This window comes from Oscillibacter sp. CU971 (assembly GCF_905219725.1).
Lineage (GTDB): Bacteria > Bacillota > Clostridia > Oscillospirales > Oscillospiraceae > Oscillibacter.
Map to the genome: position 1 here is coordinate 1 of NZ_CAJMXG010000201.1, position 5,402 is coordinate 5,402.

The 5,402-nt window shown below is 60.6% G+C and carries 5 protein-coding genes; all 5 read right to left on the bottom strand.

Features of this window, described 5'->3' with window-relative positions; translation table 11 throughout:
• Positions 1 to 140 precede the first annotated feature (140 nt).
• Entirely contained in the window at positions 141 to 926 is a 786-nt protein-coding gene (locus JX325_RS12295; RefSeq protein ID WP_204791405.1) for a sulfite exporter TauE/SafE family protein, read from the bottom strand.
• A gap of 102 nt (positions 927 to 1,028) precedes the next feature.
• Complete coding sequence (locus JX325_RS12300) at positions 1,029 to 2,153, bottom strand: anaerobic sulfatase maturase (RefSeq protein ID WP_204791406.1); 1,125 nt, start codon at positions 2,151 to 2,153, stop codon at positions 1,029 to 1,031.
• A gap of 36 nt (positions 2,154 to 2,189) precedes the next feature.
• Positions 2,190 to 3,296 carry a GntR family transcriptional regulator gene (locus JX325_RS12305; protein WP_204791407.1) on the bottom strand — a complete coding sequence of 369 codons (1,107 nt, stop codon included), beginning with the start codon at positions 3,294 to 3,296 and terminating at the stop codon, positions 2,190 to 2,192.
• Positions 3,297 to 3,326: 30 nt separating this feature from the next.
• A complete protein-coding gene (locus JX325_RS12310; RefSeq protein ID WP_204791408.1) occupies positions 3,327 to 4,679 on the bottom strand; it encodes a sulfatase-like hydrolase/transferase in 1,353 nt (450 codons plus the stop codon).
• Positions 4,680 to 4,681: 2 nt separating this feature from the next.
• Positions 4,682 to 5,402: tripartite tricarboxylate transporter permease (locus JX325_RS12315; RefSeq protein ID WP_204791409.1), on the bottom strand; the 721-nt coding region annotated here is incomplete at its 5' end.

A 5,402-nucleotide genomic window follows, 5' to 3' on the forward strand; every position in this document is an offset into this window, starting at 1 on the left:
TGCGTCAAACAACAGCTTGCCGATGCCCTTCTCCTCCAACAGATGCCGAAAGTGCAGCAGGGTTGTGGCGTCCGGGAGATCTTGACACCAGATGTCCATTTTTATGGATAATGACGCAGCACCGGGAAACGGGCCCGCATCTACCAGCCCGCATACCTCCATGTATTGAACAGGCTGATACAGATAATAACCCCCATCAGGCCGATGAACAGCCGCTCCACCGACTGATTCGCCATTTGGCGGTTCAGCTTCCGGCCGATGATTCCGCCGCCGATGCCGCCCGCCGCCATCAGTGCCAGTACGGGCCAGCGGAACGGCGGGACCGCGCCGGTGCAAAGCGTGGTGAGCAGATTGCATATCTGGCTGAACAGGATGATATACAGGCTGTTGGCGGCGGCGGTCTTGGTGTCCATGCTGAAAAAGTAGTACAGCACCACCAGATTGATAGGCCCGCCGCCGATGCCCAAAAAGCTGGACATTGCCCCCAACGCCAGTCCGATGACCACGCAGGCGGCGAAGTTTTGGACGCGGCGTGTGGAAATGCGGGACTTGTTGACCGTATACAGCAGCGTCCCCGCAGTCACCACGGCCAGACAGGCGGCCTGAACCGCCCCCACCGTGTCCGGCGAGCCGGACAGCTCCCGCACGGCGGCAAACAGCTGATTTCCCGCCAGTCCTCCCGCCGCCGCGCCAAGGGCCAGCGGCGTCCCCACATTCAAGGAAACGCTGTGCTCTTTCGCCAGGAGGGATTTTCCCACCGAATAGCAGCTCATGGACAGCACCGTACAGCCCGACAGAAAGCTGATGGCGGTTACCGTCTCCAAATGGAGCAGATCCAGCACCGGCTTGATGATCACGCCGCCGCCGATGCCGCAGATTGCCCCCGCGACGCTGGCCGTCAGGGCCACAAGAAAAAAGATCAGCATGTTGGTTCCTCACAGCTTAATGTATGCTCCAGGTCCTTGCGGAGCGCACGGGGAAAATGCCCTGTCTCCTTCTCACTGGTCAGATACAGCCTTTCCGGCGCTTCACGGAGCCTGGATACGGCGCAGCAGGAGCCGCGCCCGGCCCAGACGGGGAAGGGCATAGGCGAAAAAGCCGGCATAGGCCTCACAATAATAGCTGCATCCCAATTGCTCGCCCTCAAGAACCCGGTCCCGCCGGCATCCGTTCCGGCACAGGGGGTACCACCGGCAATGACCGCATTTCTCCGGTACGTGCCGGGAGGCTTCGACAAAACCCAGCGCTTCCCTGGCACGGTCTAAGTCCTCCCAGGCGTCCTCCCGGATATTCCCGAGGCGGTATGCGTCCAGCCCGTAAAAATCACAGGGGTAGACGCTGCCGTCCGCCTCCACCAGATACTGCAAGCCGCAGCACCCACGCATGGAACACTGCTCCGGAGCGTGCCCCTCCAGCATCCAGAGCAGGTTGTCAAAATAGCGTATGGACCAGTAGCGGCCCTGCTCCAGCTCCCGGTACCACAGGTCAAACAGCTTTTTCAAAAACTCCGCATACTGGGCCGGAGAAAGGGAGTATTCCTGGCCGCCCCGTTCCTCTTCCAGCGGGTCCAGGCAGGGAATGTATTGCTGGAACCGGAAACCCTCCCTGCACAGGCTGGAAAAAACGCTCTGGATATGCCGGGCCAGATAGCCGGTCACTACGGTCAGGACATTGTACTCCACACCGGCCTGTTCCAGCCGGCGGGCCGCCTGCCGTACCCGGTCATAGGTTCCCTTTCCCGCTCCGTCCAAACGGAAACGGTTGTGGCACTCCCGGCTGCCGTCCAGGGACAGGCCCGCCAGAAAGCGGTTCTCTTTGAAAAAGCGGCACCACTCCTCATCCAGCAGCGTTCCATTCGTTTGGATGGCATAGTAGACCGTCAGGCTGGGAGGGGCGGTTTTTTTTACATGGGCGGCGAAATCCCGGAAAAAATCCAATCCCGCCAGGGTGGGTTCCCCTCCCTGGAACAGGAATGTGACCGATCCCTCGGCCGCCTCCACCGCCTTTTCGATCAGAGCATGGCTCACCGCCTCCGGCATCCGGCCGTAATTGGAAATCGTGCGGGCCTTTGCCTCGTCGGCATAAAAGCAATACGCGCAGCGCAGATTGCATCCGCTGGAAGCGGGCTTTAGTAAAATGCTCAGGGGCGGCATGGGGCGCCCTCCTTTCCTTCCAAAGCGGCGCGCCGCTTACCTTGCCTCTCTTGCGGGTCCTACCGTCCTTCCCAGGTAAATCTCCGGCGGCAAAACATACGTATAGCCTTTATCGTCGCAATCCCGGTTTCGGATCATGCGCATCAGCCGGGAGGCCACCTCCTGTCCAATGCGGTAACCCTGATGGATGGAGCAGGTTACCCCCTCCGCCTCCCAGTCGCCGCTGGAGTAGTCGAAGCACACCAGGGAGCAGTCCTCCGGCACCCGCTTCCCCTGCTGCTCCAGCACCTGCCGGGTCAGCTGGAAGATCATGTAGTTGCAGCAGACCACCGCCGTATAACGGGGCAGGCGCTTTAGAAACCGCCTGATGGAATGGGCGTCGTACGCCTCGCTGGAGGCGAACCATTTGACGTAATCGTCCTGATACTCCACCCCGTTTTTCTGGAGGGTGGCCGTCATCCCCTGAAATTTCTCGATGCTCTGATAATTGTCGGAGAGGAAGATCCCGGCGATGTGCCGGTGCCCCTGGCGAATCAGAAGGCTGATCAGCTCCTCGGCGCAGCGCAGGTCGTTGACCACCACCCGGGGACATTTCAGGTTCTTATAATAGTTGTTATAGAAAATGACGGGAATCCGCTTTTGATAGATTTTCTGATAGTAGTCCAAGTTGGGGTTCAGCAGGCTGGCCTTCACGCCGTCCACAATGAACCCCTGAAAGCCCTGGTTTACCACGGCCTGGAGGCAGCGGCGCTCGTTGGCAAACTTGTTGTCGGTGAGGAAGGTGCGCAAATCCACCTGGTCCGGGGGCAGGATGCTTCGGATGCCGTCCATCAGACTGGAGTTGGCGTTCCCGTCCTGGCCCTGGAGGATCAGCCCGATTTTGGTCCTTCCCTCGCTGCCCCCCAATTCCCAGGACAGGGCCACCTCTTTGTTGATATAGGTTCCGCTTCCCTTTACCCGAAGGAGAAGCCCCTCCTCCGTCAGCCGGCTCAGGGCCCGGCGCACGGTTTCCCGGCTGACGGAGAGTTTTCGGGTCAGAACCGTTTCCGATGGAATCTTCGTATTGCTGGAAAACTTGTTTTCCTCAATGTAGGCCCGTACCCAGCGGTAGACCATTTCCGACTTTCGGTCCAGTTCCTTCATGGCGCCCTCCCGGGAATCGCGCAGCTCTCCTCAGTCCGTAATGACGGGACGTGCCCCTTCCGCCCGCCAGATCCAGTCCAGCAGACGCTCCCGCAGCTCCGCCTTTACTTGGGCGTAGGCGGGATCGGCCACCACATTGTTCAGCTGGTGGGGGTCCTGTTCCATGTCGTAGAGGAAATCGTCCGCATAGCGGTCCGAGGCCGCCGCCGCGCCGCCGTTTACGCCGGGGGCATAGACGGAGTAGGTATAGCGCGCCGTGCGGATGCACCGGCCCACCCGGCTCTCGGAAATCTGCGCGAAAATCTCATTGGGCCTATTATCCGCCTTTTTCTCCACAACGTCAAGAAGGTTTTCCCCGATCATGGCGTCTCCCACGTCCACGCCCGCCAGGGCCAGAATGGTCTTGGGCAGGCTGGCGGTGCTGACCAGCTCCTCCACCGCCCGGCCGCCCCGGTAGGGCCCGCCGGCAATGACCAGGGGCACATGGAGGCAGGCGTCGTGGCAGGACCGCTTATAGTCGTCGTAGCCGTTGAGATGATCGTCCCGGTTCCGGGTGAGGAAGTGGGAGCCATGGTCCGAAGCGAAGAGAATCACCGTATTCTCATACAGTCCCTTTTCCTTCAGCTTCGCCACCAGCCGCCCCAGGTTTTCGTCCAGGCTGGCGCACTGGCCCAGGTAATCCGGATACTCCTCGGCGGCGTTGCCCCCCAGGGCCTTCAGGTCCTCGGGCAGAATGAAGTCCCGAAACCGCTCCTTGGAGCCCTCCGGCCCCTCATAGTGCTTGCGGTCGTTCTGGTGGTGGGGCTCGATCTGGGAGACGGTCATGAAGAAGGGTTTTTCTCCCGTGTAGCCGTCCAAAAATTCCAGGGCCATGTCGTTGATGCAGTCCGCCCGGTAGCCCTTGAAGTCGACCCGCCGGTTGTTTTCGTCAAAGACGAAGCCGTCGTAGCCGTGGGAGGTGAACTCCAGCACGTCGGCGGTGCGCCAGAAGCCGGTATAGCCCCCCCGCAGCTCCCGGGGAATGGCGGTGACGGTGTGGTCGATGGTGGGGGGCTTTTCCAGCTCCCCGTCGCTGGCCAGGTGCCACTTGCCGATATAGGCGGTTTCATAGCCCGCTTCCTCAATGTACTGGCCCAGGGTCTTGACGCCGGCGGGCAGCATNATGTTGTTTCGGAAGCAGCCGGTCTCCGTGGGATACTTTCCGGTCTGGAACAGGGCCCGGCAGGGGCCGCACACCGGCTGGGGGGAGAAGGCGTTGTCAAACTTCACGCCCTCCCGGGCCAGGGCGTCCAGATTGGGCGTGATGTCCAGGGGCTGGCCAAAGCAGCCGCAGGTGTCCCAGCGCTGCTGGTCGGTGAAGTAAAAAATGATGTTGTTGGGCATGGTCAGTCCTCCTTCTGCGTGCTGCGTTCCTTCATCTTCCCCCGGACGATGGCGCCCACCGCCAGCAGAATCAGGACCAGGAAGATGATGCAGTACACGCTGCTGAAAAAGATTTTGGGGCTCCCGTTGGAGATCAGCAGGGCCCGGCGGAAGTTCGTCTCCGTCATGCTGCCCAGCACCAGCCCCAGGAGAATGGGCACCGGGGGAAGCTCCAGCTTCCGCAGAATCCAGGCCAGCATAGCGAAAATCAGGGCCACGCCCACGTCGAAGAAATTCTCATTCACGGAATAGGCCCCGGCAAAGCAGAAGATGACGATGATGGGGGTAAGGATTTCCTGGGGGATGGACACCACCTTGGCAAAGAGGGTGGTGAGGAACTTGCCCTGGAGAAGCATAAAGATATTCACCAGAATCAGGCCCAGCATAATGGCGTACATGATGTTTCCCTGGGTGGTGAAGAGGCTGAGGCCGGGATTCAGGCCGTTGATCATCAGGGCGGAAAGCATGATGGCCACCGTGCCGTCTCCGGGAATGCCCAAGGTGAGCAGGGGAATCAGGGTCGCGCCGGTAACGGCGTTGTTGGCCGATTCGGCGGCGGCTATGCCCTCTACAGAGCCATGCNCGAACTCCTCCGGGTGTTTGGACATGTTTTTGGCGGTGTTATAGCTGAACCAGGAGGCCTCCGAGGCCCCGGTGCCGGGGATGATGCCCACCATTACGCCG

What these genes read in the sequence shown, in the direction of transcription:
- JX325_RS12295 (WP_204791405.1), bottom strand. Translation starts at nt 926, where the DNA reads ATGCTGATCTTTTTTCTTGTGGCCCTGACGGCCAGCGTCGCGGGGGCA.
- JX325_RS12300 (WP_204791406.1), bottom strand. Translation starts at nt 2,153, where the DNA reads ATGCCGCCCCTGAGCATTTTACTAAAGCCCGCTTCCAGCGGATGCAAT.
- JX325_RS12305 (WP_204791407.1), bottom strand. Translation starts at nt 3,296, where the DNA reads ATGAAGGAACTGGACCGAAAGTCGGAAATGGTCTACCGCTGGGTACGG.